Consider the following 24,310-nt stretch of genomic DNA (forward strand, 5'->3'; position numbering starts at 1 on the left):
CGGGCCGGGAGCGCCCGCCCCGCAGGCCCGGCATCCGGCTCATCACATGATCGTCTGCCACCAGCCGTCCACCGGCGGCGGGTCGTCGACCGTGACGCGCTCGCCCGGCCGCGGCACCACGAGGCGCACGTCGCGTGCCTTGGCCTCCCGCCACAGCTGGTCGACCGGGTCGTTCCAGGCGTGCGGCGCGAGCGAGAACGTGCCCCAGTGAACCGGCAGCAGCACCCGGGCGCGCACGTCGAGGTGCGTGAGGATCGCCTCCTCGGGTGTCATGTGGATGTCCGGCCAGCCCTTGCTGTAGGCGCCGATCTGGACCACCGACAGGTCGAACGGCCCGTACGTCTCGCCGATCGCGGCGTACCCGTCGAAGTAGCCGGAGTCGCCGGTGTAGAAGACCCGCCGGCGCTCGCCCGCGACGACCCACGAGGCCCAGAGGGTCTGGTCCCGGCGGAACCCGCGGCCGGAGAAGTGACGGCCGGGGGTGGCCACGAACCGGAGACCGGACACCGTGGCCTCCTCGTTCCAGTCCAGCTCGATGATCCGGGACGCGGGCACCCGCCAGCGCTCGAGATGGGCGCCGACCCCGAGCGGCACCAGGAACGGCGCGGACTGCGTGCGGACCAGCAGGCGCACCGTGTCCATGTCGAGGTGGTCGTAGTGGTCGTGCGAGATGACGATCGCGTCGAGCTCGGGCAGCTCGTACACCGGCACCGGCGGAGGGTGCAGGCGGCGCGGCCCGGTGAACGACGCCGGGGAACACCGCTCGCTCCACACCGGGTCGAGCAGCACCCGCCGCCCCTCGATCTCGATCAGCACCGAGGAGTGGCCGTACCAGACGGCGTCGAGGTCCCCGCCCTGGGACGGGCCGGGGGTCATCAGGGGAACGGGGAGGCGCGGCCTGCGCGGCGTCCGGCGGAGGAACTCGCGGGCGACCTGCTTCCTGGTCCCCGGCGGAAGGACGGGACTGGGCGTCGTGTTGCGGAAGGCGCCGTCACGGAACTGTTTCGAGCGCCGCACCCGGCTCGCCCGCTCGCCCGACGGCCGCGCCCCCAGCGCGGCGGGGACGTTCCGCACCGCCCACACCGCCGCCGCCAGGGCGGCCGCTCCCGCGACGAGCCCCACGCGCCGGCCCAGGTCACTACTTCTCGAACCACCGATCTTCAATGGCAATCTCCCTTGCTGGGTTCTGCCGATCAGACTAGGCAATCGCCGCACCGGTGCGCGCCGACGGCGCCTTGCCTGTGGACAACCCGTCAGAGGAGACTGCCTTTGAATGAAAGCATGCAGACCGACCGGCCCGGCGTGGGCCGGTGAGGCGGGGGAGATGAACACCGGCCACAACGCGGACGACGGCCCGGGCGGCCACCTCGGCAACCTCGGCGGCCGTGACGTGCCCGGCGACCGTGACGTCCTCGATGTCGTCGATGTCTTCGGCGACTTCGGCGACGTCGACGGCGAGGCCGCGTCCCGCCTGCTGCGGCTGTTCGAGGGGCACCGGCTGACACCCGTGCAGCGCAGGATCGCCCACTGCCTCGCACGGCACGCCGCCGAGGCGCCGTTCCTGTCGAGCGTCGAAGTGGCCGAGCTGGCCGGGGTCAGCCAGCCGTCGGTGACCCGCTTCGCGATCGCGCTGGGCTACAGCGGATACCCCGGCCTGCGGCGCAGGTTCCGCGAGCTGGGCGTACCGCCCGGCCGGGGACGGGACGGGGCCGGCCGGAACGGGAAAGACGCCGGACCGGACGCGGGCTCTTCCGCGCCCGCGGTCGCCCCTCGGCTTCCCGGCGGCGGCGGGGACGGGCAGGCGCCCGAGGATCACGGTCCTGGCCTCGACTCGGCGACCGGCCCGGGTGGCGAGTACCGGCGGGCCGTGCTGGCGGAGATCGAGAACCTGCGCGCCCTGGCCCGGTCGCTGGACGACCCCGGGCCCGTCGCCGAGGCCGCCCGCCTGCTGGCCGCATCGCGACCGCTTCCGGTGCTGGGCCTGCGGGCCGCCGCGGCCCAGGCCGCCGGGTTCGCCTACTTCGCGGCGAAGATCCACCCCGACGTACGGCCCCTGCACGAGGCGGGGTCGCTTCTGGCCGACCGCGTCGAGCAGGCGGCGGCGGCCGGGGCGACGGCCCTGCTGTGCTTCGCCCTGCCCCGCTACCCGGCCGAACTGGTGGACGCTCTCCGCGCCGCCCGCGCGGCCGGGCTGAACGTCGTCACGGTCGCGGACCGGCGGGTGCCGTCTCTCGCCGGTCTGTCGCACGTCCTGCTCACCGCCGCCGTGGGCACGCGTCTGGTGTTCGACACGGCCTGCGCGCCGATGATGCTCGGCCGGGTGCTGCTGGAGGCCATGTGCGACGAACTGCCCGGGGCGCAGGCCCGCCTGGAGGCGTTCGAGGCGTCGGCCGCGGCCCGTGGGGTATTCCTCATTGACTGAATCTATTCATTCATTCAGGATGAATGGAACCATGCGCCGCGGGCGCGGGTGAAGGGAGGATTCGTGGCTGACGACGGCGACAGCGCCCTCAACCGGGCTCCCGTCCGCGCACCCGTCCGGGCTCCGCGTGGCGGCACGCTCAACACGCGCGGCTGGCAGCAGGAGGCCGCGCTGCGCATGCTGATGAACAACCTGGACCCCGAGGTCGCCGAGCACCCGGAGCGGCTCGTCGTCTACGGCGGCAGCGGCAAGGCGGCCCGCGACTGGCGGTCGTACGACGCCATCGTGCGCGAGCTCACCACCCTGCGGGCCGACGAGACGCTGCTGGTGCAGTCGGGCCGGCCGGTCGGCGTGATGACCACCCACGAGTGGGCTCCCCGGGTGCTCATCGCCAACTCCAACCTCGTCGGCGACTGGGCGACCTGGCCGGAGTTCCGGCGGCTGGAGCGGCTCGGGCTCACGATGTACGGCCAGATGACGGCCGGCTCGTGGATCTACATCGGCACCCAGGGCATCCTGCAGGGGACGTACGAGACGTTCGCGGCGGTCGCGGCCAAGCGGTTCGGCGGCAGCCTCGCCGGGACGATCACCCTCACCGCCGGGCTCGGCGGCATGGGCGGCGCGCAGCCGCTCGCGGTCACGATGAACGGCGGCGTGGCGATCTGCGTCGACTGCGACCCGCGCGGCGTCGAGCGCCGCATCGGCCACCGCTATCTCGACGTGCGGGCCGAGAGCCTGGAGGAGGCGCTGCGCCTGGCGTACGAGGCCAGGGACGCGCGCCGCCCGCTGTCGATCGGGGTCGTGGCCAACGCCGCCGAGGCCGTGCCCGCCCTGCTGGCCGGGGGCGCGGAGATCGACGTCGTGACCGACCAGACGAGCGCGCACGACCCGCTGGCGTACCTGCCGCTCGGCGTCGCGTTCGAGGACATGACCGCGCTCGCGCGCAAGGACCCCGAGGGGTTCACCCACCGGGCGCGCGAGTCGATGGCCCGGCACGTCGAGGCGATGGTCGGCTTCCAGGACGCCGGCGCGGAGGTGTTCGACTACGGCAACTCGATCAGGGGCGAGGCGAGCCTCGCCGGCTACGCGCGGGCGTTCGACTTCCCCGGGTTCGTGCCCGCCTACATCCGGCCGCTGTTCTGCGAGGGGAAGGGCCCGTTCCGTTGGGCGGCGCTGTCCGGCGACCCGGCCGACATCGCGACGACCGACCGCGCGATCCTCGATCTCTTCCCGGACAACGAGCCGCTGGCCCGGTGGATCAGGATGGCGGGGGAGCGGGTGCGCTTCCAGGGCCTGCCCGCGCGGATCTGCTGGCTGGGGTACGGCGAGCGCGACCGGGCCGGGGAGCGGTTCAACGACCTCGTCGCCTCGGGGGAGATCTCCGCGCCCATCGTGATCGGGCGCGACCACCTCGACTGCGGCTCGGTCGCCTCGCCCTACAGGGAGACGGAGGGCATGCTCGACGGCTCCGACGCGATCGCCGACTGGCCGCTGCTCAACGCCATGGTCAACGTGGCCTCCGGCGCATCCTGGGTGTCGATCCATCACGGAGGAGGGGTCGGCATCGGCCGTTCCATCCACGCGGGGCAGGTCACCGTCGCCGACGGCACCGCGCTGGCGGGGGAGAAGATCCGCCGGGTGCTGACCAACGACCCCGGCATGGGCGTGATCCGGCACGTGGACGCAGGGTACGACCGGGCCGCCGAGATCGCCCGCGAGCGAGGCGTACGCGTCCCGATGACCGGGGCGGGGCCGGCCGATGCGGACGCCGATGCCTGAGGGAGCGGCGCGGGTCCTGCCCGAGGAGGTGGCGGACGGCTTCCGCCGCATGTGGCGTGACCTGCTCCCCGTCGGCCGGTACGACGCGACGGGCGGGTACCGCAGGCACGCCTGGACGGCGGCGGACGCCGAGTGCCGGGCCTGGTTCGCCGGGCAGGCGCGCGAGAGAGGCCTGACGTACGAGATCGACCGCAACGGCAACCAGTGGGCCTGGCTGGGCGATCCCGCGGCCGGGAACGCCGTGGTGACCGGCTCCCACCTCGACTCGGTGCCCGACGGCGGGGCGTACGACGGCCCGTTGGGTGTCGTGGGGGCGTTCGCCGCGCTCGACGCCCTGCGGGCGCGCGGCCTGCGGCCGGAGCGGCCGCTGGCGGTGGTGAACTTCACCGAGGAGGAGGGCGCCAGGTTCGGCCTTGCCTGCCTGGGGTCGCGGTTGATGACCGGCGCCGTCCGCCCGGAGACGGCGGGGGCGCTGCGGGACGCGGACGGCGTCACCCTGGCGGCCGCGATGGAACGGGCGGGACGCGACCCGGGGGCCGCCGGGCGCGACGACGAGCGCCTCGCGCTCGTCGGCGCGTTCGTGGAACTGCACGTGGAGCAGGGCCGCCACCTCGCCGGCACGCCGTACCCGGTCGGCGTCGCCTCGGCGATATGGCCGCACGGCCGCTGGCGCTTCGACTTCCACGGGGAGGCCAACCACGCCGGGACCACCCGGCTGGAGGACCGGCGCGACCCCATGCCGGCCTACGCGGCGGCCGTGCTGGCCGCTCGGGCGGGCGCCGAGCGTCTGGGGGCCCTGGCCACCTTCGGCAGGGTCAGGGTCGAGCCCAACGGCACCAACGCCATCGCGTCGCTGGTCACCGCGTGGCTCGACTGCCGGGCTCCCGACGCCGCCCTGCTGGACAGCCTCGTCGAGGAGACGGCCCGGGCGGCCGAAGGGGCCGAGGTTACCCGGGAGTCCTACACGGCGGTCGTGGACTTCGACGCGTCACTGCGCGACCGCGTCGCGCGCGTCCTCGGCGGCGCGCCGGTGCTGCCCACGGGGGCGGGGCACGACGCCGGCATCCTCGCAGGAGAGGTCCCGGCGGCCATGCTGTTCGTGCGCAACCCCACGGGTGTCTCGCACTCGCCGTACGAGCACGCCGAGGAGGTCGACTGCCTCGCCGGGGTCGCCGCCCTCGCCGCCATCCTGGAGGACCTGCTCGCTCCGGCCGCCGACGGCCCCGGCGCGGCTCTCTGAGCGCACCGGCGGCTGAACCCCCCCGGCGCGAGTTGCCCAAGCTGGGTGCCAACTGGGCGAATTTAGCCTTTTAGTGCTACCAGTGCTTGTTTGCTCCCTGATGGGTGACTGAGGCGTTTGATGCCTTTAGCGTGAGAACCAGGGTCCAGATCCAAGGTTCGATGGATCGATTCGAGCTCCGTGCACTCGGACGTCGTCCGCTTTCTCAGCACGGAGCCGACGGAGGGATTCCCATGTTCAGACACGCATTGGCTGCTGCCGTCGTGACGGCTTCGGCCCTCGTCGTCCCTGTCACGATGCAGACGCAGCCCGCCGGCGCCGCCGGCACGACCGAGCAGGTCATCAGGCCGTCGAGCACGGGGGACTGCCCGGGAGGCGAATGCCGCAGGCGCCACCGTCACCGTCACCATCACCGTGAACATCACCGCCGCCACCATCCCGGGCAGCAGCAACAGCAGCAGCAGCAAGGAAGAGGCCAGCAGCAACAGCAGCAACAGCAGCACGGCCGAGGCGGTCAGCAGCAGCAACAGCAACAGCAACAGGGCCGGGGAGGTCAGCAGCAGCAACAGCAGCAGTGACCGAATGACCGGCCATCGTTCCTGATCGGCCCTGTGCCCCGCGTCCATTGCCTCGCGGGGCATTTTCGTCGCCGGTCCCGGCGCACCGAAGGCGGGCGCCGGGAGCGAGCAGGCGGCAGACCGGGAGGGCGTCAGCGGGATCGGCGGTCACCTGAACGGGGAGCGAGCAGGCGGGTGGACCGGGAGGGCGTCAGCGGGATCGGCGGTCGCCGGAGCCGGGGTCGGCCAGGCCGGCCCGGCGCAGGGCCTCGGCCATGGCCCCGCCCTGCGGGGCACCGCCCGAACCCCGCCCGCTGCCGCGGCCAGACCCGCCTCTGCCGCCCTGGTTCTGGCCGCCCTGGGCTTGGCCGCCCTGGTTCTGACGGGGGGAGTTCTGGCGCGGCTGGCCGCGCCGGCCGCCCTGCCGGTCGCCCCGGGCCTCGCCGTCCGGCCCGCCCCTGCGGCCGTTGCCCGTTGTCTCGTCATCCAGGCGCAGCGTGAGCGAGATGCGCTTGCGCTGGAGGTCGACGTCGAGCACCTTGACCCGGACGATGTCGCCGGGCTTGACCACTTCGCGCGGGTCCTTCACGAACGAGTTCGACATCGCGGACACATGGACCAGGCCGTCCTGGTGCACGCCGATGTCGACGAACGCGCCGAACGCGGCGACATTGGTGACGACGCCCTCCAGGATCATGCCGGGCGACAGGTCGGAGGGCTTCTCGACGCCGTCCTTGAAGGTGGCGGTCTTGAACGCCGGACGGGGGTCGCGGCCCGGCTTCTCCAGTTCCTTCAGAATGTCGGTGACGGTCGGCAAGCCGAAGGTGTCGTCGACGAAGTCGGACGGCTTCAGCGTGCGGAGCGCCGAGGTGTTTCCGATCAGCGTGCGCAGGTCGCTCTTGCTGAAGTCGAGGATGCGGCGCACCACCGGGTACGCCTCCGGGTGGACGCTGGAGGCGTCGAGCGGGTCGTCGCCGCCGGGGATGCGCAGGAAGCCCGCGCACTGCTCGAACGCCTTCGGGCCGAGCCGCGGCACGTCCTTCAGCCCGGTCCGGGAGCGGAACGGCCCGTTGGCGTCCCGGTGCGCGACGATGTTCTCCGCCAGTCCGGAGCTGATGCCGGAGACCCGGGTCAGCAGCGGGGCGGACGCGGTGTTGACGTCCACGCCCACCCCGTTCACGCAGTCCTCCACCACCGCGTCGAGCGAGCGCGACAGCTTCACCTCGGACACGTCGTGCTGGTACTGGCCGACGCCGATGGACTTGGGGTCGATCTTGACCAGCTCGGCCAGCGGGTCCTGCAGCCGCCGCGCGATCGATACCGCGCCGCGCAGCGAGACGTCGAGACCGGGCAGCTCCTGCGAGGCGTAGGCCGACGCGGAGTACACCGAGGCCCCGGCCTCCGACACCATGATCTTGGTGAGGTGCGGCATGTGCTTGACCAGCTCGGCGGCGAGCTTGTCGGTCTCCCGCGACGCGGTGCCGTTGCCGATGGCGACCAGCTCCACCTTGTGCTCGGCCGCCAGCCGGGCCAGCACCGCGAGCGACTGGTCCCACTGCCGCCTGGGCTCGTGCGGGTAGATCGTCTCGGTGGCCACGACCTTTCCGGTGCCGTCCACGACCGCGACCTTCACCCCGGTGCGCAGGCCCGGGTCGAGGCCCATGGTCGGCCTCGCCCCGGCGGGAGCGGCGAGCAGCAGGTCGCGCAGGTTGGCCGCGAACACCCGCACGGCCTCCTCCTCGGCCGCCTGCCACAGCCGGGTGCGCAGGTCGATGCCCAGATGGACGAGGACGCGCGTCCGCCAGGCCCAGCGCACGGTGTCGAGCAGCCACTTGTCGGCCGGGCGGCCCTGGTCGGCGATGCCGAAACGCCGGGCGATCCGCGCCTCGTAGTCGTTCGGCTCCTCGGCCTCCGGGTCGAGGGTGAGCGCGAGCACCTCCTCCTTCTCGCCCCGGAACATCGCGAGGATGCGGTGCGAGGGCAACCGGGTGAAGGGCTCGGAGAAGTCGAAGTAGTCGGAGAACTTGGCGCCGGACTCCTGCTTGTCCTCCCGCACCTGGGAGACGAGCCGCCCCCGGGACCACATCCGCTCCCGCAGGTCGCCGATGAGGTCGGCGTCCTCGGCGAAGCGCTCGACCAGGATGGCCCTGGCGCCCTCCAGCGCCGCGGCGGCGTCGGCCACGCCCTCGCGTACGTATCCCTCCGCGGTCGCCTGGGGGTTCAGCGACGGGTCGGCCAGCAGCGCGTCCGCCAGCGGCTCCAGCCCCGCCTCCCTGGCGATCTGCGCCTTGGTCCGGCGCTTGGGCTTGAAGGGCAGGTAGATGTCCTCCAGCCGGGCCTTGGAGTCGGCCTCCATGATCCGCGCTTCCAGGGCCTCGTCGAGCTTGCCCTGAGAGCGGATCGAGTCGAGGATGGCCGCCCGCCGCTCCTCCAGCTCGCGCAGGTAACGCAGCCGCTCCTCCAGCGTGCGCAGCTGGGCGTCGTCGAGCGCACCGGTGGCTTCCTTGCGATACCGGGCGATGAACGGCACCGTCGCCCCGCCGTCGAGCAGGTCGACGGCCGCGGTGACCTGGCTCTCGCGCACGCCGAGCTCTTCGGCGATCCGCTGCTGAATGGACGTCGTCACGATCCTGATCCGCCTTCTTCCGGGAGGGCTCTCATTCTGCCGGATCCGCCGGGTCCCCTCACGCCACCTGTGGACAACCTCCGCCGGCGCCGGACGATCAACGGGCACTCGCGCGGTTCCGCCTGCATACGAGGACCACGGCTCCGGCCGCCCTGTCGTGCTGATCCACGGGTACCCGCTCGACGGCCGCTCCTGGGAGAAACAGACCACCGCGCCCGCCGCCCATCCGGGCCTGCTCCGCAGCCGGTTCCCGGCGATGCGCGGCGCGGGCGGCGCTCACGATTGCCGGGCGGGGCGGCTCAGCGCGCGGTGAGCCTCTCGTACAGGCCGAGACCGGCCGGCAGCAGGAGCGCGAGCGTGAGCAGGCCGTGCGACGCGAACCACCGTCCGCCTCGGGAGGGCTCCTCCTTCGCGGGAATCTCCAGAGCCGGACGGCCGAGCGTGATCTCCGGATGGTGCGCAAGGTAACCGGTGGGGAACGTGGTCACGGTCCCGCAGCCGCACCCGGGGCAGGTCATCCCTGACCAGGGCGGCTGGACGGCCACCTCGTCCCGGACCCACACGACGACGTCGTTGCCGTGCTCGTCGCACCTGCGGTGGACGACGTACTCCTCCTCCCAGACCCGCAGGCAGTGCAAGCACTCGAACGGCCACGTCTCCCTGGTGCTGATCCCCTCCCGCACCGGTACCACCCCCGAACTCAAGACCCCTCTACGAGTCTCGACACCGGGCGAAACCACTGCAAGTGGGGCCAAGGCCACGATCGGTAATGATTGCCCAGCCGGACGGGCGTACCCCGGGATCCGTCAGACCACTTCGAGCAGCTCGTCGACCACGCCGAGCGCCAGCGTCTTGTAGCCCACGGAGTCGAACAGCACCGTGATCCGGTCCTGCTCACGGCTCATCACGATCCCGTGCCCCCACTCCGCGTGCCGTACGTTCGCGTGCATGGGGAACGGCCCGTCGCCGGTCTCCGGCGGGGTGACGGTCCCGGAGCGGCAGGTGTCGCAGTCGCCGCACGACCGCTCGTACGGCTCGCCGAAGTACTCCAGCAGGAAGCGGCGCCGGCAGCCGGTCGTCTCCGCGTAGCCGCGCATCATCTCCAGCCGGGAGTCCTCCATCCGGTGCCGGAGATCGTCGATCTCCACTGCGCGGGCGGCGGCCTCGTCCGGCGGCGGGCCGTCCGGCGCGTAGTGCAGGGCGCCACCGTGGCTGACCTCGACCGCGCCCGCCCGCTCCAGCAGGTTGACGTGCGAGGTCAGCCTGGCGGTCCCGATGTCGAGGAGCTCGCGCAGGTCGGCGGCGGCCACCTCCCCGCCGTGCTCGTGGACCAGCGTCGCGACGCGCCGCATCAGGTTCTCGTCCGCGCGGCCCGAGGCGAAGAACTTGCGCAGCCCCAGGTCCTCGGGCCGGTAGAACAGCACGGTCTCGGCCGGGTTGCCGTCCCGGCCCGCCCGGCCGATCTCCTGGTAGTACGCGTCGAGCGACTCGGGGGGCGCGGCGTGCAGCACGTAACGCACGTCGTGCTTGTCGATGCCCATCCCGAAGGCCGAGGTCGCCACGACGGTGTCGAGGTCGTCGTCCTGGAACCGCTCGTGGATGCGGCGACGTTCCTTCGCCTTCATCCCCGCGTGGTACGCCTCGGCCCGGCGGCCGCGCTCCTTCAGCAGGTCGGCGTACTCCTCGGCCTGGCGCCGCGTCGCCACGTAGACCAGCCCCACGCCGTCCAGCCCGGCGGCGTGGTCGGCCAGGGCCCTGCGCTTGTCGTCGTCGCTCGTGAACCGGTGGACCTCGAGATGCAGGTTGGGCCGGTCGAATCCCCGCACGATCTGCTGGGCCCCGATCAGGCCGAGCGACTCGACGATCTCCTCGCGTACGGTCGGCGCGGCCGTGGCCGTCATCGCGATCACCGGGGGATGGCCCAGACGCTCGATGACCTTGCCGAGCCGCAGATACTCCGGCCGGAAGTCGTGGCCCCAGGTGGACACGCAGTGCGCCTCGTCCACCGCGATCAGGGAGGGCCGGGCCTCGGCCAGCCGCTCGACCACCTCGGGCTTGGCGAGCTGCTCCGGCGAAAGGAACACGTACTCGGCGTCGCCCGCGCTGACCTGATCGAGGCCCGCCTCGACCGAGCCGGCCGAGTTGACCGCGACCGCGCCCGCGGCCCCCGCCTTGAGCAGGCCCATGACCTGGTCGCGCTGCAGGGCGATGAGCGGCGACACGACGATCGTCGGGCCTTCCAGGAGCAACCCGGGCACCTGGTAGACGGCCGACTTGCCGCCGCCCGTGGGCATCACCAGCAGCACGTCGCGCCCCGCGAGCAGGAGCTCCATCGCCTCCTGCTGGCCGGGACGCAGTTGCTGCCAGCCGAAGGCGTCCCTGGCCGTGGCCCGCAGGCGCCTGCCCCTGCGTCCGAACCGCCGGCCGAAGCGGCCCCCGGCCCAGCCGCCGGCCCAGCTTCCCGACCAGTCCCGCGACCAGCCGCCCCCGGCGCCGCCGAGCCTGTCACCGGGTCGTCCGCCGGACAGGCCCCCATATCTCTGCCTGACGCTCATGCCATCGCACTCCCTCGCCCGAACGGCCTGCAACTACCCCCGGGGAAAGGGTCGAACCGGAAGTGGGCCCGGGAGGCGGTGGATCTTTCCCGGGCGGGCGGTACCGTCGGGAGCATGCGACTCGGAGTCCTGGACGTCGGTTCCAACACGGTGCACCTGCTCGTCATGGACGCGCATCAGGGTGCCCGGCCCCTCCCGGCGTTCTCCCACAAGGAGGAGCTGAGGCTGGCCGAGCACCTCGTCGACGGCGACAGGCTCAGTGAGGAGGGCGCGGCGCGGCTCGGGGCCTTCGTGCGTGAAGCGGCCCGCATCGCCGAGGACAAGGGCGTGGAGGACCTGGTCGCCTTCGCCACCTCGGCGGTGCGCGACGCGGTGAACGGTGAGGACGTGCTGGCGCAGATCAAGGCCGACACGCGGGTGGACATCCAGGTGCTGTCGGGGGACGACGAGGCCAGGCTGACGTTCCTGGCCGTGCGCCGCTGGTTCGGCTGGTCCTCCGGGCGGTTGCTGGTGACCGACATCGGGGGCGGCTCGCTGGAGATCGCCTCAGGCATCGACGAGGAGCCCGACGTCACGGTCTCCCTCCCGCTCGGGGCGGGACGGCTCACCCGTGACTGGTTCACCGCCGACCCGCCCGGCCCGGAGGAGCTCCGCGCGCTGCGCCGGCACGTGCGTACCGAGATCGGGCGGACGGCCGGGGCGGTCGCCAGGTACGGCAGGCCCGACCACGCCGTCGCCACGTCCAAGACCTTCCGCCAGCTCGCGCGCATCGCGGGGGCGGCCTCGTCGGGCGAGGGCCCGTACGTCAAGCGGACGCTGACGCATGAGGACCTGGTCGAGTGGACGGCACGGCTGGCGGCGATGCCGGCGGCCCGCAGGGCGGAGCTTCCCGGCGTGTCCGCCGGGCGGGCCGCGCAGCTTCTCGCCGGCGCGGTCGTCGCGGACGCCGCGATGGACCTGTTCGAGCTGCCGGTGCTGGAGATCTGCCCGTGGGCGCTGCGGGAGGGCGTGATCCTGCGCAGGCTCGACGGCCTGCCCATGGGTCGCCCCCCGCTGGCCGATCAGTAAGGTATGAGGGTCATCCAAACGGGGCAAGGCACCAATATCCGGCAATTTCCGTTCCCTCATGTGGCGGGTGGTGTTCCACCGGCCACCGGAGTGCCGTAATCGGGGTCGACCTCTGGAGGAATCTCAATGGTGGAGCTGCTGGGAGCCGTGGTCTCCCTGGCGGCGGTGGCGGTGCTGGTGCTCGCGGCGGTGGTGGCGATCGCGGTCGCGACCCTCGCCTGGCTGGGCGTGATGGCGGTGAGCACCGGGCGCGAGTCCTACGGGCGGGCCATACCCGTCCCGGCGGGCACGGGCACGGACGAGCGCGCGCGGGACTCCCGGGCCGCCGAGGCCCGGGAGACCGGTGCGTCCGCGAACCGGTCCGGTCAAGTGTCCGCGAACGGGTCCGGTCAAGTGTCCGCGAACGGGTCCGGTCAAGCGCTCACGAACGGGTCCGCGAGCGGAGCCGCCAAGGGCTCCGTGATCGGATCCGCCGGCACGCCCGCGAACGGGTCCGGCAACGGACACGCGAGCGGGCACCCGGCGGGCCGGGGCGCGAACCGGCAGATCCGGGCCGTCGCCGCCTCCGCGCGCCGCGTGTAACCGTCGCCGGTAGGCGAGGCCCATGCCGACGTCCCCGTCAGGTCTTCCCTGGCGGGGACGCCGTCGTTCCGGGCGGCGGGCACCCGGGCGGGGATGCCGTCAGCGGCTCTCCCGGTTCTGCCCGGACAACGTCTTGACCAGCTCGGTGAGGTGGGCGACCTGGGTCTCCAGCCCGCGTACGCGTGCCTCGAGCTCGGACAGGGTTGGGGCCTGGAAGCCGTCGGCGATCTGCCTGCTCATCGTTCCTCCCGAGCGGGACCGGCCGGGGGAGACCGGTGTAGGGGTGCAGGGCGTGAGGGTCGTGCGGGACGCTGATCTCTATTCCCCGAATACGTGATTTGGCACCTCTTCTCCTGGGGGAAGATGGAACGGTGAAGGTCGTCGTGCTGGCGGACACCCACGCGCCGCGGCGCTGGAAGTCCTGCCCGCCCGCGGTCGCCGGGCACCTGCGCCGGGCGGACCTGATCCTGCACGCCGGCGACGTCTGCACCGCGGACGTCCTGGTGGAGCTGTCCGCGTACGCGCGGGTCCACGCGGTGCTCGGCAACAACGACGGCCCGGACGTCGCGGCCTGGGGCGCCCCCGAGACGCTCGAACTCGACCTCGGCGGACTCCGGGTGGCGATGATCCACGACAGCGGACAGGCCGCCGGGCGGGCCGCGCGGATGCGGCGCCGCTTCCCCGACGCCGATCTGGTCGTCTTCGGCCACTCGCACATCCCCATGGACGTGGCCGGCGACGGAGTGCGGGTGTTCAACCCCGGCTCGCCCACCGACCGCCGCCGCCAGCCGCACGGCACGATCGGCGTCCTCGACGTCGAGGGCGGCGTGCTCCGGCGGGCCGAGATCGTCCCCGTCACCTGACCTGCCTAAGGGCCGCGCGGCGGGGCATGGGGCCGGTATGAGAGAGAACAGACCACAGACCGACCCGCGTTCGCGGTTCGAGGACGAAGGCATTCCGGACCTGCAGGAGGGCACGCCCGGGCAGCAGCGGGCCGAGGACCCGCAGGAGATGCCACTGCCCGGCGACCGGCCCCTGGGCCTCGACGAGTACGGCACCACGACCACGGAGATGCGCGAGGGCGAGCCCCACGAACTGCGTCTGTCCCGCGAGGAGCCGGACCTGGACGTCCGGTTCGGCACGCGGACCGGTCCCGGGGGCCGCGGTGAGGAGAAGGCCGGGGAGGCCGGCGACGAACTGCTCGACTCCTCCGGAGCCGAGGCCGACGTCCTCGGCGAGGGCGCCGACCAGCCGTACGAGTGGTACGAGACCGGCGACGATGCGGGCGGATACGGGTCGGACGACCCGGCGAACTACGCGACCGTCAACCCGTCCCAGCCGGGCAGGTACGGCACCGGCGAACCCGGCCGGGCCGGACGGCTCGTCGATCCGGACGGCGGCATGGGCGTGGACACCGAGAAGGACCTGATCGCCGAGGACGTCGGGCCCGACCTCGGCGGCTACACGGCGGAGGAGCAGGCGATGCGCGTGGAGGACGAGACGCCGTAGGGGAGACGGCGGCGGCCGGGGGCCGGGCCGCCGTCGCCGCCGCGGGGGCGCGAGCGGGCGAGAAGGAGCCGCGAAAGGACCTCACATTGGTTACGCTGCCTCGATGGCGGGAGTTGAGGAGCCGCGGCACGAATGGCGGGTGCCGCGCGGAATCGTTGCGCTGAAGGCCGCGGGCACCGTGCTGTGCGGTGTGCTGGCGGTCGCCGGCGACGGCGCGCAGCTCTTCCTCGCCGGCGTGGCGGCCCTGGGGATCGGCCTGCTGACCGGCCGCGACCTGGTCGCGCCGGTGCGGCTCGCGGCGGGGGAGGACGGGCTGGTCGTCTCCGGGCTCGCCGGGCGGGAACGCATCTCCTGGAACGATGTGGACCGCATCCGGGTGGACTCCCATCGCCGCTACGGCCTCACGACCGAGCTGCTGGAGATCGACGCCGGCGAGCAGATCCACCTGTTCAGCCGCTTCGACCTCGGTGAGCCGGTCGTCGACGTGGCCGAGACGCTCATGCGCCTGCGTCCCTGAGACGGCCGGTCGACCGGGGACGTCAGGGAATGAGCGTGCGATCGCACGCCGCGAACACTATGGTGCGAACGTGTCCACCTCCGCTCTCATGGGACCGATCCTCCTCGGTGTAGGCGCTGGTTTCGGGCTGCTGGGAGGCGGAATCGTGCTGCAGGCCCGGCGCTTCCGCAGACGGGGACGGCGAGCCCAGGGGCAGATCGTGCGCTTGCGGGCGCGCCGGTCCCATCACACCACGATGTACTACTCCACGGTCCGTTTCACCACGGAGCAGGGCAGGCAGGTCGAGGCCGAGGCGCGGTTCGGGAGCAGCCCCCCGCCCGGGCGGCCGGGCGAGCACGTGCCGATCGTGTACGACCCGGCCCGGCCCGGGCGGGTGCGCGTCGACAGCGCCTGGAGCGACGGAACCCTGCACGGCGGCATCTTCCTCGCCGCCGGCATCGCCGCGTTCGCCATGTGGGCGGGGATGACGATGAACCAGGTGTCCTGACCCGACTCGCCGGACGGCGCTGGCCGTACGGGCCCGGAACGGTTCAAGCCGATCGCAAGCGCGGGGGCCTAAGGTCCGAGCGTGTCACAAAGCGCTCTCATCACCCTGATCCTTTCGGGCATCGGACTCCTCTTCGGCCTCATCGGCGGCGGCATCACGATGAACGCGAGGGAGTTCCGCCGCCGGGCGCAGCGCACCCGCGGCCTGGTCGTCGGGCTGCGGGCGAGCCGTTCCGACGACGGGACCGTCTACTACCCCACGATCCGCTTCACCACGATGTACGGCCAGCAGGTCGAGGCCGAGACCGCCTACGGGAGCAACCCGCCGCCCGCCCGGCCGGGTGAGGAGGTCACGGTGCTGTACGACCCGGCCAAGCCGACGCGGATCCGCATCGACAGCGCGGCGGGAAGCGGGACGCTCCTCGGCGGCATCTTCCTCGCGGTCGGCATCGTGCTGTTCGCCGCGGGGGCGGGGGTGGCGCTGGCCCAGACGTTCTGAGCCGCGGTGTCCCCGCCCCCTCGGGGCGCCGTCATCCGGTGGCGCAGGCCGTCCCGTTGAGCGTGAACGCGGCGGGGGTGGCGTTGGCGCCGCTGTAGGACCCCTGGAAGCCGAAGCTCGCCGTGCCGCCGCCCGCGCCGATGGTCCCGTTCCAGGTGGCGTTGGACGCGGTGACCTGCTGGCCCGACTGGGTGACCGTCGAGTTCCAGTAGCCGGTGACCTTCTGGTTGCCGGCGTAGGTCCACTGGAGCCTCCACCCGTTGACGGGGCTCGACGACCGGTTGGTGATCGTCACGTCCGCGGTGAACCCGCTGCCCCAGTCGTTCACCTTGTACGTCACCACGCACCCGCCGGACGGCGCCGACGGGCTGGCGCTGGGCGACGGACTGGGCGACGGACTGGGGGACGGAGAGGGCGACGGTGACGGAGACGGTGACGGGGAAGGGGACGGAGACGGTGAAGGTGAAGGTGACGGGGAGGGGGAGGGGCTGGAGCCCGCGTAGGTCAGCCCGAAGCCGTACTCGAACAGCGCCTGCTTGCCGTCCCCCGCGTTGATCGGCTGCTGGTCGGCGCTGCGCATCCAGGTCATCGGCAGCTTCGCGGTGGGGGCGTAGTCGCCGAACAGCACGTCGGCCACGCCGCGCCCCTCGGTGCCCGGCAGCCAGGCCGCCACCAGCGCGTTCCACTGGTCGAGCTGACCGGCGATGTCCAGCGGCCGGCCGGAGACGAGCACCACGACCAGCGGCACGCCGGACGCCTTGAGCCGCTGCAGCGTGGCCAGGTCGGTCGAGTCCAGGCCCATCGACCCGGTCCGGTCGCCCTGGCCCTCCGCGTACGGCGTCTCGCCCACCACGGCGATCGCCGCGCGGTAGGACGAGTCGATGCCGCTGCCGTCGCGGTTGTAGGTGACCTGTGTGCCGGAGCCGACGACGTCGCGGATGCCCTGCAGGATCGTGGTACCGGTGGTGATGTTCCCGGACGAGCCCTGCCAGCTGATCGTCCAGCCGCCGCTCTGGTTGCCGATGTCGTCGGCGCTCTTGCCGGCCACGAAGATCTTGCCGCCGCTCTTGCCGAGCGGGAGCACGTTGCCCGCGTTCTTCAGCAGGACCAGCGACTTGCGTACGGCCTCGCGGGCCACGGCGCGGTGCGCCGCGCTGCCCACGGTCGAGGTGTAGGAGCGGTCGGTCAGCGGCTTCTCGAACAGCCCCAGTTTGAACTTCTCGGTCAGGATGCGCCGGTTGGCGTCGTCGATCCGCGACATCGCGATGCGCCCGGCCTGCGCCTCCTGCTTGAGCAGCGAGACGAACCTCTTGTAGTCGGTCGGCACCATCACCATGTCGACACCCGCGTTGATCGCCGTGGTGATCTCGTTAGCGGTGAAGCCGGTCTGGCCGTCGAGCTGGTCGATGCCCGCCCAGTCGGTGACCACGAAGCCCGTGAAGCCCAGCTCGCCCTTCAGCACGTCGGTGAGCAGGTACTTGTTGCCGTGCATCTTCACGCCGTTCCAGGAGCTGTAGGACACCATGACGGAGCCCACGCCCCGCTGCACGGCGGCCTTGAACGGCGCGAGGTGGATCGCGCGCAGGTCGGCCTCGCTCAGCTCGGTGTTTCCCTGGTCCTTGCCGCCCGTGGTGCCGCCGTCGCCCACGTAGTGCTTGGCGGTGGCGAGGATGGAGGCGTTCCCGGCCTTCTGGAAGCCGTCCACGATCGTCGTCATCTGGGTGACGAGCTGCGGGTCCTCGCCGAAGGACTCGTATGTGCGGCCCCAGCGGTCGTTGCGGGCCACGCACAGGCAGGGCGCGAAGGTCCAGTCGATTCCGGTGCCCGCCACCTCCTCGGCCGTCGCCCGACCGACCCGCTCCGCAAGGTCGGGGTCGCGGGCCGCCCCCAGCCCGATGTTGTGCGGGAAGATCGTCGCGCCCACGACGTTGTTGTGCCCGTGTACGGCGTCGACCCCGTAGATCATCGGGATGCCGAGCGGGGTGGACAGCGCCTGCCGCTGGAAGTTGTCGTACATGTCGGCCCAGGACGAGGCGGTGTTCGGCGAGGGCGCCGAGCCGCCGCCGGACAGGATCGAGCCGAGCCGGTACGTCGCGACGTCGGAGATCGTCGTCAGGGCCGACCGGTCGGCCTGGGTCATCTGCCCGACCTTGTCGTCCAGCGACATCCTGGACAGCAGGTCGTCCACCCGTGTCGCCACCGGGAGGGCCGGATCCTTGTACGGGGCGTCCGCCGCCCGCGCGGCCCTGCGATCGGCGGTGAAGACGACGCTCAGCGCCGCCGCGAGCAGCGCCACGAGCGCGGTGACCCAGACGGGTCTCAGCCGGGATGTCATGGTTCCTCCCTCGAAATTCCTGCCGACCGTAGGAATCGGCGGGAATTCGGGTCAATCGACACGACTCCCGGACACTCACCACCAGCCACGCGCGAGGAAACTTTCACGCCGCGCGGCCCGGCCTCCTCGGGCACGCGGCCGCTCGACGGGTGAAGCCCGGCCGGATCCTCGGAGAACTCGATCAGACGATCGCCGGTAGCACGCGTCAGGTGCGGCGGCTCTCGATGCCCCGGACAGGCCTCTTTACAACTACTCAGAAAACACCGCATGCATGGCTAAATGGGTGCAAAATTCCTAGACTCGGACATTACATAAGTAGCAACCCGCCACTGCCACGATCGAACGGTCGTGGTGGTGGCGGGCCCAGCAAGGGAAGAGATATGCAATTTCGGACACGACGCCTCGGTTGGGTGCCTGTGGTCGCGCTAGTCGTGGCCGGCGGACTGTCGGCGGCGCCGGCACTCGCCGATTCGCAGGCCGGCACGACGCTGGCTCAGACGGTGTCGGCTGCGCCGCGCTGGACCAAGACGTACGCATGGAACGTTACAAAAACGGCTGACCCGGCCAGTCTGGACCTGGCTCCCGGTGAAACCGGTGACGTCACCTACGTGGTGGGGTTGACCAGGGACAACGGTACGGAAGCCGCGTACATCGCGGGACAGGTCTGTATCACCAACGGCGGCGCCGTCGCCACAGGGGGCCTGACCTCGGTGATCAACGTCACGAAGCCGCCGAGCGCCACGGTCGTGGCCTCGACGCCGCTCGACACCTCCGGCCATCCGGTCCTGGCGCCGGGCGAGTCCCGCTGTTACGGGTACGAGGTAGCCGTCCCGTCGCCGCCTGAGGCCGGAAAGGCGTACAAGGTGTCGGCCGACACCTCGATCACCAACCACTCGGGACACCTGGGGACCCCATTCGGCCCGAACACGTCCGCCAGCTTCGGCTGGCCGTCGAGCATCACCCCCGTCCACGGCGAGGTGTCCGTGGACGACACGATGCAGGGGAACCTCGGAACGTTCGCCGGCAGCGCCACGACGACCTACACGCGTACGTTCAGCTGCGACGACGCCGGTGTGCGGACGAACACGGCGACCCTGACCCACACCGACGACAACACGGCGGGACCCTCCGCGACCGCGACGGTGGCGGTCACCTGCACCACTCCGCCGCCCGCGGGATGCACGCTCACCATCGGCTACTGGAAGAACCACCCCAAGGCCGTGGCGCCGATGCTGCCGGTCTGGCTCGGCACTCCGGACGGGCAGCTCAGCCATGAGGTGACCACCACGAACGACGCCGTCGCCATCCTGAACTTCAACGGCGCCGCCAGCAACGGCATCAACAAGCTGCGAGGACAGTTGCTCGCCGCGAAGCTCGGCATCGCCGGCGGCGCGGACGGCTCCGCGGTGGCCGGCGCCATCGCCGACGCGGACGCCTTCCTCGCCACCCACGCCCCGAGCAGCTGGAACTCGCTGAGCAAGGCCGACCGGAACGACGTCAACCTCTTGGCCACCACGCTCGACAACTACAACAACGGAATCATCGGCCCGGGTCACTGCGACGACTAGACCTGAGCACGCGCTGTGGAAGGACGGTCGGGGCGGCCACGGGTGGCCGCCCCGACCGCCGACGTCAGGAACGGGCAGATCGTCGTCCGTCTCGATCCGGCCCGACTCCGGCGACCGGCATCGACGATGTGCGAGACCCGCTCCCGCGGCGGCGCGGGCGGTCCGACCCCGGCGTTTCGGGGCAGGTCAGTAGGCATGGCACAGCAAGTCAGCGCCTTCGACGCGCAGTTCCTCAACTTCGAGACGGCCACCAACCTCGCGCACATCGCGGCGCTCACGATCCTCGACCCCACCGGCAGGCCGGGCGGCGCGCTGACCCGCGAGGACCTGATCGCGTTGCTCAAACGGCGGCTCCATCTCGCGCCGCCGCTGCGCAGGCGGCTGGTCCAGGTGCCCTTCGGACTCGATCACCCCTACTGGGCCGAGGACCGCGAGATCGACTTCGACTACCACGTACGGGACCTGGCGCTGCCTCCTCCCGGCGACGACCACAAGCTCGCCGAGCAGGTCGCCCGGCTGCACGCGGCGCGGCTCGACCGGGGGCGGCCGTTGTGGGAGATCTACCTGATCCACGGCCTGGCCGAGGGCAGGGTGGCGATCTACACGAAGGTCCACCACGCCGCCGTCGACGGCGTCACGGGGACCGAGGTGCTGGCCGCGCTGATGGACTTCGAGACCGAACCGGCCGACGTGTCGCTCCCGGCCGACGTGCCGCTCCCGGAGGCCGGGCCGCAGGAGGCCCCCGACGCGGTGGAGATGATCATCAGGGGCGTCGCGCGGGTGCTGGACAACCCGTTCGCCCTGCTGCGTTTCGTGGCCGAGGCGATGCCGCGGCTGGACGAGGTGCCGTTCGTGGCCCAGCTCCCGGGGGCGGGGCTGGTCTCGCGCTTCGTCCGCGGCATCGGCAGCGGAACCGCCGAGAGCCTGCCGGAGCTGCCGCGCACGGTGGTGCCGCGCACGCCGTTCTCCGGGCGGATCACACGGCACCGCCGGTTCGCGTTCGGCCAGCTGCCGCTGGACGAGGTCAAGCGGATCAAGAACGCCTTCGGCGTCACCGTGAACGACGTCGTGATGGCGATGTGCGCCACGGCGCTGCGACGCTGGCTGGTCAAGCGCGACGAGCTGCCCCGTCAGCCGCTGGTCGTCGGCATCCCGGTCTCCACCCGGGGGCAGGCCGCGAACGGATCGGCCGCCAACGAGGTCATGCTGACCATGACCACCCTGCCGACGGACGTGGCCGACCCGCGCGACCGGCTGCTGTCGGTGAACCGCTCGATGCGGCTGATCAAGGAACGGCTCGCCGCGGCGCCGGCGGCCTGGCTCCTGGAGTTCAGCCAGGCGATGCCGGCCGCGCTGAGCGCGCTGGCGGCCAGGTCCGCCTTCCGGATCGCCTCGCGTGCGGCTCCCGCGATGAACCTGATGGTCTCCAACGTGCCGGGGCCCCAGACTCCGCTCTACGTGTGCGGGGCCCGGGTCACCGCGCTCTACCCCATGTCGGTGATCACGGACGTCAGCGGGGGGATCAACATCACCGTTTTCTCCTACGACGGCAGGCTCGGCTTCGGCATCGTCACCGATCGCGACATGGTGCCCGACGTGTGGGACCTCATCGACTATCTCGGGGACTCGCTGGCCGAGTACGGCGCTCTGGCCGGCCGGGCCCAGCGCCGTACGCGCAGGGCGCGGAAGCCGGCGGAGCCGGGTCGCGAGAATTTCCCGCAGACCCGTTGATCTTGTTCGTCCCGCGCCGGAGAGTGGTGGGGGGCGAAGGAGGACGAGGGTGACAGGGGTCAGGACGGCGCTGGTCATCGGGGGCGGGATCGCCGGCCCGGTCACGGCGCTCGCACTAAGCAGGGCGGGGATCGAGGCCACGGTCCACGAGGCGTACGAAACGCCCGCCGACGGCCTCGGCGGCTGGCTGCAGGTGGCGCCGAACGGCCTGGAGGCGCTGCGGATCATCGGGGGCGCCGACGCCGTGGAGGCGAGCGGCCGGCCGATCAGGCGCACGGTCATCGCCGACGGCCGGGGCAGGAAGTTCGGCGTGTACACGGGTGTGCCGGGCCTGCCGCCCGGCCACGTCCTGCGGCGCTCGGAGCTGTACCGCCTGCTGCACGACCACGCGGCGGCGCGGGGCGTGCGAGTCGAGCGCGGCAGGCGGCTCACCGGCGTCGAGGAAACGGACGACGGGGTGACCGCGCGGTTCGCCGACGGGAGCGCCGCGACCGCCGACGTGCTCGTCGGCGCGGACGGCATCCGCTCCACGGTCCGCACGCTCATCGATCCGCAGGCACCGGCCCCGGCGTACGCCGGGCTGATCGCCTTCGGCGGCCGGGCGGACCTCACGGTGCCCGGCCCGCCGGACACCATGCACTACGTCTTCGGCCGGCGGGCCTTCCTCGGCCACTGGACCGGACCGGACGGCCGCGCACTGTGGTTCGGCAACCTCCCGCGACCCGAGCCGATGACCGCCGCGCAGGCGCGGGAGGTGCCCGCGGCGGAATGGCTGGAGGTGCTGCGCGAGGCGTACGCGGACGACGTGCCCGGCGGCGACCTGCTCCGGCACACCGAGGCCGGCGAGCTGTCCGCCCTGGGCGCGCTGGAGATCCTGCCCGCGGTGCCGCGGTGGCACCGCGGCCGGATGGTGCTGGCCGAGGACGCGGCCCACGCGCCCTCGCCCAGCTCCGGCCAGGGCGTCGCGCTCGCGGTGGAGAGCGCGATCCAGCTCGCCCGCTGCCTACGCGACCTGCCCGACGTGCCCGCCGCGTTCTCCGCGTACGAGAGGCTGCGCCGGGGCAGGGTGGAGAAGATCGCGGCGTCCGCGGCGAGGACGAACAGCAGGAAGGCGTCCGGTCGCGTGGCCCGGATGCTCATGAGCGTCACCGCGCCGATCGCCATGCGGACCTTCGCCACCCCGCGCAGGATGTTCGGCTGGATGCACGGCTACCGGATCGACTGGGACGAGATCGTCACGCCCTGACCGGTCACCGAGTGTCAGTGTTTCCGGTGGTTGTCCAGCAGGCCGGGGAGCGCGTCACGCGTGGAAGGCGCCGAGAGGGACGTGCCCGGCGACAAGACCGGTTCCGCCGCCCGTGCCCAACCCGTCAGTGCCCAACCCGTCCGTGCCCAACCCGGACGTGACGCCGGACTCGGCGGGGGTCCCCGTGTCCTGGCCGCCCTCTCCCAGCGTCAGCGCGGCGATCCCAGCGGTGAGCAGCAGGGCGAAGACGGCGGCGATCACGGCGAACACGATCGACTGCCGGGACATGCCGGTGCGCGGCGGGAGCGTGGGGACGGGCCCCTGACTGGGGGCCCGCGTCCGCTGACCCGGTGGCGGCCGGTGAACGGGTGGCCGGTGAGCGGGTGGCTGCAGGCCGGGTGGCGGGCCCGGCACCGCGTTCGGCGCGGTCGCCGCCCGGCGTATGTCCTGACCGTGCGCGGGAACGCCTCCGCCGGGGCCGGTGAGGGCGTGCCCGGCCTCGGCGGGCCGTCCCTCCCCGGGACGCCGTCCGAGCATGGCGGGCCCGGAGGGAGACGGAGCGCCCCACTCCGGGACGCCGGCCGGGCCTCTCGCCCCGGGCCGCTCCGGCCCGGCGGAGCGCGCGCCGTCCACCGCGGCGGAACCGTCCGCGGCCAGGACGGTGAGCGCGTCCCGCAGTCCGGCGGCCGTACGGACCCGCTGGGCCGGATCGCTGGCCATGCCGTGACGCAGGACGGCGGTGAGCGCGGCGGGCACGCCGGGGATGTCGGGGATCGGCAGCCGGTGCAGCGCCATGATGGCCGCGACGTTCACCACGCCGCCGTCCGGGAAGCGCGGCGGCCTGCCCTGAAGCAGGGCGTACAACGTGGCCGACAGCGCGTACACGTCCCCCGCGGTCGTGGGCTCGGTGAGGTCGAACGCCTCCGGCGGGGCGTAGGCGGGCGTGAGCGACTCGCGCGTCACCGACACCTCGCCCCGCGCCGCGCCGCCCTGCCCCGGCATCGTGGCCAGCCCGAAGTCCGACAGCGCGACCATGCCGTAGGAGTTGACCAGGATGTTGGCGGGCTTGACGTCGCGGTGGAGGACGCCCAGGGCGTGGGCGGCGGCCAGCGCGTCGGCGATCTTGACGCCGATGTCGCGCACCTCGCGGGGGCCGAGCGGGCCGCCGTCGCGCAGCCGGTCGGCGAGCGACCCGTTGGGGCACAGCTCCAGCACCATGTACGGCCGGCCGTCCGGGAGGACGCCCGCGTCGTAGACGTCGGCGACGTGCGGGTGGCCGGACAGGGCGCCGGCGGACGTCACCTCGCGCATGAACCTGCGCCGGTCGCGGTCGGAGACGAGCACCCGGTTGTCGATCTTGAGTGCGACCTCCCGGCCCACCGCGAGCTGGCGGGCGCGGTACACGACTCCGAAGCCTCCCTGGCCGAGAACGCCGAGCACCTCGTAGCCCGGCACCAGCGGCCCGCCCGCCTCGCCCACCCCGCACCTCCGACCCGGCGGAAACCGCGATCACAAATCCCGCGTCCGGCACATTACCGGAGTGATCGCCCATCGGCCCCGGTCTTGATCGGGGCGACGCGGGGAACGGAC

General features: G+C 72.5%; 22 protein-coding genes and 2 pseudogenes. 15 read left to right on the top strand and 9 right to left on the bottom strand.

The window, feature by feature from the left end; genetic code table 11:
* Positions 1 to 42 precede the first annotated feature (42 nt).
* Positions 43 to 1,164, bottom strand: coding sequence for an MBL fold metallo-hydrolase (locus HHX41_RS18460; protein ID WP_259401079.1), 1,122 nt, complete (start codon positions 1,162 to 1,164; stop codon positions 43 to 45).
* 109 nt (positions 1,165 to 1,273) lie between these two features.
* Here HHX41_RS18460 and HHX41_RS39725 point away from each other — a divergent pair, with 109 nt between their 5' ends.
* The 3 genes from HHX41_RS39725 (at position 1,274) to HHX41_RS18480 (ending at position 5,441) form a co-directional block, all read left to right on the top strand.
* On the top strand, positions 1,274 to 2,422 hold the full coding sequence (locus HHX41_RS39725; protein ID WP_259401080.1) for a MurR/RpiR family transcriptional regulator: 1,149 nt from the start codon (positions 1,274 to 1,276) through the stop codon (positions 2,420 to 2,422).
* Positions 2,423 to 2,485: 63 nt separating this feature from the next.
* On the top strand, positions 2,486 to 4,201 hold the full coding sequence (hutU, locus tag HHX41_RS18475; RefSeq protein WP_182906958.1) for a urocanate hydratase: 1,716 nt from the start codon (positions 2,486 to 2,488) through the stop codon (positions 4,199 to 4,201).
* Positions 4,194 to 5,441, top strand: a complete 1,248-nt coding sequence (locus tag HHX41_RS18480; protein WP_259401081.1) for an allantoate amidohydrolase — start codon at positions 4,194 to 4,196, stop codon at positions 5,439 to 5,441. The genes hutU and HHX41_RS18480 overlap by 8 nt, the downstream gene beginning before the upstream one ends.
* Positions 5,442 to 5,503: 62 nt before the next feature.
* Here HHX41_RS18480 and HHX41_RS18485 read toward each other — a convergent pair whose 3' ends face one another.
* Positions 5,504 to 6,067 (bottom strand): hypothetical protein, encoded by a 564-nt coding sequence (locus HHX41_RS18485; RefSeq protein ID WP_220504191.1) that lies wholly within the window; start codon positions 6,065 to 6,067, stop codon positions 5,504 to 5,506.
* A gap of 142 nt (positions 6,068 to 6,209) precedes the next feature.
* On the bottom strand, positions 6,210 to 8,624 hold the full coding sequence (locus HHX41_RS18490) for a Tex family protein (RefSeq protein ID WP_182906960.1): 2,415 nt from the start codon (positions 8,622 to 8,624) through the stop codon (positions 6,210 to 6,212).
* A 67-nt stretch (positions 8,625 to 8,691) separates the two neighbouring features.
* On the opposite strand from HHX41_RS18490, the pseudogene HHX41_RS39730 reads away from it, so the two are divergent.
* A pseudogene (locus tag HHX41_RS39730) lies at positions 8,692 to 8,838 on the top strand (alpha/beta fold hydrolase); the annotation flags it as partial.
* 85 nt (positions 8,839 to 8,923) lie between these two features.
* Here HHX41_RS39730 and HHX41_RS18495 read toward each other — a convergent pair.
* Together HHX41_RS18495 and HHX41_RS18500 are read right to left on the bottom strand one after the other, a co-directional pair.
* Entirely contained in the window at positions 8,924 to 9,307 is a 384-nt protein-coding gene (locus HHX41_RS18495) for a hypothetical protein (protein ID WP_169984434.1), read from the bottom strand.
* Positions 9,308 to 9,430: 123 nt separating this feature from the next.
* Positions 9,431 to 11,179 carry an ATP-dependent DNA helicase RecQ gene (locus tag HHX41_RS18500; RefSeq protein ID WP_182906961.1) on the bottom strand — a complete coding sequence of 583 codons (1,749 nt, stop codon included), beginning with the start codon at positions 11,177 to 11,179 and terminating at the stop codon, positions 9,431 to 9,433.
* 114 nt (positions 11,180 to 11,293) lie between these two features.
* Here HHX41_RS18500 and HHX41_RS18505 point away from each other — a divergent pair, with 114 nt between their 5' ends.
* Positions 11,294 to 12,247, top strand: coding sequence for a Ppx/GppA phosphatase family protein (locus tag HHX41_RS18505; RefSeq protein WP_182906962.1), 954 nt, complete (start codon positions 11,294 to 11,296; stop codon positions 12,245 to 12,247).
* Positions 12,248 to 12,373: 126 nt separating this feature from the next.
* Complete coding sequence (locus HHX41_RS18510; RefSeq protein ID WP_182906963.1) at positions 12,374 to 12,829, top strand: hypothetical protein; 456 nt, start codon at positions 12,374 to 12,376, stop codon at positions 12,827 to 12,829.
* Between the two features lie 99 nt (positions 12,830 to 12,928).
* Here HHX41_RS18510 and HHX41_RS18515 read toward each other — a convergent pair whose 3' ends face one another.
* Positions 12,929 to 13,069 (bottom strand): hypothetical protein, encoded by a 141-nt coding sequence (locus HHX41_RS18515; RefSeq protein ID WP_169984430.1) that lies wholly within the window; start codon positions 13,067 to 13,069, stop codon positions 12,929 to 12,931.
* Between the two features lie 131 nt (positions 13,070 to 13,200).
* On the opposite strand from HHX41_RS18515, the gene HHX41_RS18520 reads away from it, so the two are divergent.
* From HHX41_RS18520 to HHX41_RS18540, 5 genes are all read left to right on the top strand, one after another.
* On the top strand, positions 13,201 to 13,692 hold the full coding sequence (locus HHX41_RS18520) for a metallophosphoesterase family protein (RefSeq protein ID WP_182906964.1): 492 nt from the start codon (positions 13,201 to 13,203) through the stop codon (positions 13,690 to 13,692).
* A 37-nt stretch (positions 13,693 to 13,729) separates the two neighbouring features.
* Positions 13,730 to 14,338 (top strand): DUF5709 domain-containing protein, encoded by a 609-nt coding sequence (locus HHX41_RS18525; RefSeq protein ID WP_182906965.1) that lies wholly within the window; start codon positions 13,730 to 13,732, stop codon positions 14,336 to 14,338.
* Between the two features lie 103 nt (positions 14,339 to 14,441).
* Positions 14,442 to 14,855 carry a PH domain-containing protein gene (locus HHX41_RS18530; protein WP_169984427.1) on the top strand — a complete coding sequence of 138 codons (414 nt, stop codon included), beginning with the start codon at positions 14,442 to 14,444 and terminating at the stop codon, positions 14,853 to 14,855.
* Between the two features lie 70 nt (positions 14,856 to 14,925).
* The gene (locus HHX41_RS18535) at positions 14,926 to 15,342 is read left to right on the top strand and encodes a DUF3592 domain-containing protein (RefSeq protein ID WP_182906966.1); all 417 of its coding nucleotides are present in this window, start codon (positions 14,926 to 14,928) and stop codon (positions 15,340 to 15,342) included.
* Between the two features lie 81 nt (positions 15,343 to 15,423).
* The gene (locus tag HHX41_RS18540; protein ID WP_182906967.1) at positions 15,424 to 15,840 is read left to right on the top strand and encodes a DUF3592 domain-containing protein; all 417 of its coding nucleotides are present in this window, start codon (positions 15,424 to 15,426) and stop codon (positions 15,838 to 15,840) included.
* A gap of 31 nt (positions 15,841 to 15,871) precedes the next feature.
* Here HHX41_RS18540 and HHX41_RS42335 read toward each other — a convergent pair whose 3' ends face one another.
* The gene (locus tag HHX41_RS42335; protein ID WP_396794805.1) at positions 15,872 to 16,183 is read right to left on the bottom strand and encodes a cellulose binding domain-containing protein; all 312 of its coding nucleotides are present in this window, start codon (positions 16,181 to 16,183) and stop codon (positions 15,872 to 15,874) included.
* On the opposite strand from HHX41_RS42335, the gene HHX41_RS42340 reads away from it, so the two are divergent.
* A complete protein-coding gene (locus HHX41_RS42340) occupies positions 16,143 to 16,343 on the top strand; it encodes a hypothetical protein (protein ID WP_396794807.1) in 201 nt (66 codons plus the stop codon). The genes HHX41_RS42335 and HHX41_RS42340 overlap by 41 nt on opposite strands.
* A gap of 8 nt (positions 16,344 to 16,351) precedes the next feature.
* Here HHX41_RS42340 and HHX41_RS18545 read toward each other — a convergent pair.
* Positions 16,352 to 18,175: pseudogene (locus tag HHX41_RS18545) on the bottom strand (glycoside hydrolase family 3 protein); the annotation flags it as partial.
* A gap of 416 nt (positions 18,176 to 18,591) precedes the next feature.
* Between HHX41_RS18545 and HHX41_RS18550 the strand changes: the two are divergent.
* The 3 genes from HHX41_RS18550 to HHX41_RS18560 all read left to right on the top strand — a co-directional run bounded on the left by HHX41_RS18550 (position 18,592) and on the right by HHX41_RS18560 (position 22,720).
* Positions 18,592 to 19,743 (top strand): hypothetical protein, encoded by a 1,152-nt coding sequence (locus HHX41_RS18550; protein WP_182906969.1) that lies wholly within the window; start codon positions 18,592 to 18,594, stop codon positions 19,741 to 19,743.
* Positions 19,744 to 19,938: 195 nt separating this feature from the next.
* Entirely contained in the window at positions 19,939 to 21,474 is a 1,536-nt protein-coding gene (locus HHX41_RS18555) for a wax ester/triacylglycerol synthase family O-acyltransferase (RefSeq protein ID WP_182906970.1), read from the top strand.
* Between the two features lie 49 nt (positions 21,475 to 21,523).
* Complete coding sequence (locus tag HHX41_RS18560; protein WP_182906971.1) at positions 21,524 to 22,720, top strand: NAD(P)/FAD-dependent oxidoreductase; 1,197 nt, start codon at positions 21,524 to 21,526, stop codon at positions 22,718 to 22,720.
* 54 nt (positions 22,721 to 22,774) lie between these two features.
* On the opposite strand, the gene HHX41_RS18565 is transcribed toward HHX41_RS18560, so the two are convergent.
* Positions 22,775 to 24,199 (bottom strand): serine/threonine-protein kinase, encoded by a 1,425-nt coding sequence (locus HHX41_RS18565; protein ID WP_182906972.1) that lies wholly within the window; start codon positions 24,197 to 24,199, stop codon positions 22,775 to 22,777.
* Positions 24,200 to 24,310: the final 111 nt, after the last annotated feature.

Origin of the sequence: Microbispora sp. H13382 (genome assembly GCF_014161445.1) — a bacterium.
Taxonomy (GTDB): Bacteria; Actinomycetota; Actinomycetes; order Streptosporangiales; family Streptosporangiaceae; genus Microbispora.